This is a genomic window from uncultured Campylobacter sp., assembly GCF_938018145.1.
In the GTDB taxonomy this organism is placed as follows: Bacteria; Campylobacterota; Campylobacteria; order Campylobacterales; family Campylobacteraceae; genus Campylobacter_A.
Map to the genome: position 1 here is coordinate 1 of NZ_CALIII010000228.1, position 2,348 is coordinate 2,348.

Below are 2,348 nucleotides of genomic sequence, written 5' to 3' on the forward strand. Positions count from 1 at the left end.
AAGGATCGAGCTTGACGGCGTTAAATTTATAAACTCCGAGCTATTTACAGAGGATGATAACGACGAAGTGACTATCTCTAATAGCACCTTTGAAAATGCTACAACATCTGGAAACCCCGCAGGTATCGGCACGGGCAGAGGCGAAGACGTCGTAACGCTAAACAGCGGAGCCGAGTTTAAGCAAGGCACCTACATACACACCGGTACGGGCAACGACACCATAAACGTAAACGGCGGAGCGATCCTCGATAAAGCCCAGATAAACGCCGCCGAAGGAGACGACGAAATACATATCAACAGCGGCGCGCATATCCAAAACGCCTCACGCATAGCCGGAGGCGAAGGCAACGACACCATAAACATAAACGGCGGCGCAAACGTCTCGCACTCTATGATATTTGGAGGCAGGGGCGACGATACTATCAGCATAAAAGCCGGAGCAAATTTTGATAATTATTCCGAAATAAGAGGCGACGAGGGCAACGACAAGGTCGTGATAGAAAAAGGAGCGAACATCTCAACCTCCGTCATAAAAGGCGGCGACGGCGAAGATACGCTAAATATCTCCGAAACCATAGACTTTAGCAGAGTCAAAGACTTTGAAAAACTCGAGCTAGGAGGCGCCGAAAATAATGTCGAAACCACGATAACCGCCGAGGACGTGCTTGATATGACAGACAGTAACAACAGGCTAAAAATAGACGGAGAGAGCGGAGATACGCTGCATCTTAAAAACTTTACCCAAGGAAACGTAGGCACAGACTACACCGAATACAACGGCACGACCCAAAGCGTAACCGTAGAGGTTAAAAACGAAATAAACGTGGATATTATCTAGTGGTACGCCAAATTTGGCTTCTCGGTTTTGCATACTTTCTAAATTTAGCCCGCTTGCGCGTCAAATTTAAGTTTAGCGGTTTGGGTCAAATTTGACGGTTTAAAATTTAACTCAAACTTGCCGCACAAACTAAAACAACTTAAATTTACAGCCCGGCTTTCTTAAATTTTAACCGCACTCCCGCCAAACTCCACGCGAAACTCCGTTAGCCCCTCGCTGCTTTTGCACGAGATTTTAAACCCGAGTTCCTTGCAAAAAGTTTTAACGATATGAAGCCCGATGCCAAAGCCACCGTTTCGCTCGTCAAACCGCGTGTAAAGATCAAAAATCCGCGGCAAATTTTCCTTAGCGATGCCCGCGCCGCTGTTTGAAATCGCGAGCGCAGCAGGGGTTAAATTTACGCTTACGCGGCCGTTTTCGTCGCAGTATTTTATGGCGTTACTTAGTAGATTGTCGATGATTTTTCGCGTTTTTTTATAGGATGAGCGCAGCTGCACCTCGGCGATTTGCGTGCTTAAATTTATATTTTTTTGCTCCAAATTTAGCCCAAAATACCCGATCCTCTCGCGCACCAGCTCGCTTAGGCTAAAGCTCGTCGCCGCGCCGTCCTCTTTGCCGCTAAGCTTTACTAGCGTGAGGTCCTCGTATAGCGTCGAGATCGTTTTGGAGGCGGTTTTTATGTTGTTTAGGTATTTTTTCGGATCGGTTTCAAACATCTCGATACTCATCAAAATAACGCTAAGAGGCGTGTTTATCTCGTGCGTCGTGTCCCTGATAAAGCCGTTTAAAAAGTCGATGCGGCGGTAAAGCGGACGCAGCGAAAGACGGATGATAAAATAAGCTATGACTAAAATAGCAAGCAGTATCATAAACGAGAAAAATATTATCTTGAGTTTTAGCGTGAGAATCGCAAACTCGGGATCTGCGACCTTAACGGCGACATAGTACTCCTCCTCGCCGAGGCGATTTTTGAGGTAAAACTGCACCACAGAGTTCGTTCCGTCCTTGTATCTTTGCGGCATGCCCTCGCGCGGCTCAAAATCATCCTCAATCTCCTCACCCGTTTTTAAATTTACGGCAAAAGCCTCGACGTCGTCAAAATCATCGTCGTCTATCTCGCCGTTTTTTTGCAGTTTATTTTGCAGGTGATGCTGCAAATCTCGCACGATAAATACGTCGCGATCGAGTATAAAATGCTTCTCGCGCTCGTAAAACATCTGTGCAAAAAAGACCAAAAATGCGGCGCTCGTGATGAAATAAAGCAAAAATATAGGTAAAATTTGACGGTCTGAAAGTGCTGCAAAAGCTTTTTTAAGAGGTTTTAGCAAGGACATTTGCCGCCTTTTGGATTAAATTTACGGGTATTTTGCGGACGTAAATTTTGAAGCTTAAAACCGCAAAAGATTTGCGTAAATTTGGATAAAATTTGAAACTCGTCCCCTGCCCTTTGCCACGCGGTAGCCGTAAATTTAATCAAATTCGGCGCTAAATTTTGAAATCTAGAGCCGCA

3 protein-coding genes are annotated in these 2,348 nt (G+C 45.5%); 1 reads left to right on the forward strand and 2 read right to left on the reverse strand.

The window, feature by feature from the left end; genetic code table 11:
* Positions 1 to 838: hypothetical protein (locus Q0338_RS05190; protein ID WP_298085830.1), on the forward strand; the 838-nt coding region annotated here is incomplete at its 5' end.
* Positions 839 to 999: 161 nt separating this feature from the next.
* Here the strand turns inward: Q0338_RS05190 and Q0338_RS05195 are convergent.
* On the reverse strand, positions 1,000 to 2,172 hold the full coding sequence (locus tag Q0338_RS05195; protein ID WP_298085831.1) for a HAMP domain-containing sensor histidine kinase: 1,173 nt from the start codon (positions 2,170 to 2,172) through the stop codon (positions 1,000 to 1,002).
* On the reverse strand, positions 2,160 to 2,348 hold a 189-nt coding region (locus Q0338_RS05200; RefSeq protein ID WP_298085832.1), incomplete at its 5' end, for a hypothetical protein. The genes Q0338_RS05195 and Q0338_RS05200, both read right to left, overlap by 13 nt.